The following is a 2,050-nucleotide window of genomic DNA, read 5'->3' as shown; positions in this document are numbered from 1 at the left end:
AGGGATAGGGTGAGGGTGAAATTGGCGGGCAATATTATTACTCTTGCTAAAAACCTTATATTAAGAAATATAGAGGGGGTATTAGCAACAATAAGAGAGGGTTGTTTATTTCACCCTCCCCTAACCCCTCCCATCAAGGGAGGGGAAGCTCTTATGCCGACGCTGTCAGGACAAAAGGAGATGAAACTTAACCCATAGCACTATAATCTGTAATGAGCTTACTTTTTTAACTTGATTTTGAGTAGATACGTAATTCCTAACCGTACAGGTCGCAATCTTTCGACCTGTACGGTTAGGTAGGGAAAAGCAAAGATAAACCACGAAGAGCACGAAGTTCACGAAGAAAGTAATTAAGGGTAAGGTAAATGTGATTAAAAGATTTGTTCTATAATTCTTCGTGTGCTTCGTGGTTTTTAAAAGATGTGAGTAAGGTTAAGCTAACCGTACAGGTCGAAAAATATTTCAAAAAAGTTTTAAACCTTTAGCCAGTTAGGGATACGAGGACGTTTGGCAATGACCTGTAAGATTCTTTACAATTTTATTATTTCCCTGGTTGCCCCCTTGGTTTACCTCAGTTCCTTATATTTTCACGGTCGAAAAGGGTTCTGGCAGCGACTGGGCTACTTCCCCTTTTCTCCTCAACAGGAGGGAATAAAGGGATCAATCTGGGTGCACGCTGTTTCAGGTGGAGAAGTGGCCGCCGCCGTCCCTATTATCCAAGAATTGAAGAAGACCCTGCCGGATCAGGGCATCCTTTTAAGCACCTCTACTGAAGCCGGCCTGACCATGAGTAAGAAGATCTCGGCTGAAATAGAGGCTGTCTTTTACTTTCCTCTGGACCTTCCGTGGATTATAAAACGGGTACTAAACAACTTAAACCCCAGAGCCATCATTATCTTAGAGACAGAGATCTGGCCTAACCTTGTCTGGAAAGCAGCCAGGAGGAACATTCCGGTCATTATGATCAACGGGTGTATTCAGGATAAAAATCTTCCCGCTTATCGAAGATTCTCCCTTTTCTTCAAGGATGTCTTGAGGTCATACGCCCTGTGCTGCATGCAAACCAAAGAAGATGGCGAAAGGCTTAAGTCCATTGGGGCTGAAGAGGGGAAGGTAGTTATTACCGGAAATACCAAATTTGACCAGCCGGCTCCCTTAACTCAAGATACAGACCCGGCTCTTCTAAAGATAAAAGAAGAGTGGGAACTGAGTGAGACTGGCAAGATCATAGTGGCTGGGAGCACTCACCCGGGAGAGGAAGAGATTATTTTTGATGCCTTCCAGCAAATTCAGCGGCCTGAGGTCAGGTTAATCACTGCCCCTCGCCATCTGAAACGAATCAAAGAAGTAGAAGACTTACTCAAAAAGAGGGGTAGGCGGTATTGTCTCCGCTCCAGGGGAACTGATCCTGAGGCAGAGGTTATGGTGCTGGACACTTATGGCGAGCTGGCCGGGGTCTACGGTTTAGCTGATCTTGTCTTTGTGGGGGGGAGCCTGGTGCCTATTGGGGGGCATAATCCTATTGAACCGGCCTTGTTAGGCAAGCCCATCCTCTTTGGTCCCTACATGGAAAATTTTCGGGATATTCGAAGGATACTTTTAGCTAAGAAAGCGGCGATAGAGGTGAGTGATGGGGATCAACTAACCGAGAAATTAGTCAGACTTCTTAACTATCCGGCCGAGGCAGCCAGTTTAGGCCAGGCGGCCCTTGAGGTTATTGAAGAAAATCGGGGAGCCGCCAGGAGAGATGCCGAATTAATCGCGAGGCTTTTATAGGAGATGGCGGGTCAAAAACTTATTGACACTTAGGAGGGATGTATCTACTCAAAATCAAGCTAAAAAAGTAAGCTCATTACAGATTATAGCGCTATGGGTTAAGTTTCATCTCCTTTTGTCCTGACAGCGTCGGCATAAGAGCTTCCCCTCCCTTGATGGGCTTATCCTTACCCACATCTTTTAAAAACCACGAAGAACACGAAGGGCACGAAGATAAAACAAATCTTTTAATCCCATCTTTAAATAATTTTTCGACCTGTGAAATAGGTCTAAT

The 2,050-nt window shown here is 45.0% G+C and carries 3 protein-coding genes; 2 read left to right on the top strand and 1 reads right to left on the bottom strand.

The window, feature by feature from the left end; genetic code table 11:
- Positions 1–198 (top strand): hypothetical protein (locus tag AB1797_14065; GenBank protein ID MEW5768711.1); only part of this gene is annotated, 198 nt, incomplete at its 5' end.
- Between the two features lie 315 nt (positions 199–513).
- A complete protein-coding gene (locus AB1797_14060; GenBank protein MEW5768710.1) occupies positions 514–1,776 on the top strand; it encodes a 3-deoxy-D-manno-octulosonic acid transferase in 1,263 nt (420 codons plus the stop codon).
- Between the two features lie 91 nt (positions 1,777–1,867).
- Here AB1797_14060 and AB1797_14055 read toward each other — a convergent pair.
- Positions 1,868–2,050, bottom strand: a 183-nt coding sequence (locus AB1797_14055; protein MEW5768709.1) for a hypothetical protein, incomplete at its 5' end; no start/stop codon positions are given.

It is taken from the genome of bacterium (assembly GCA_040753085.1).
In the GTDB taxonomy this organism is placed as follows: Bacteria; UBA9089; JASEGY01; order JASEGY01; family JASEGY01; genus JASEGY01.
The sequence above is the reverse complement of the archived record's forward strand: the minus strand, read 5'-3'. Positions and strand labels throughout refer to the sequence as shown.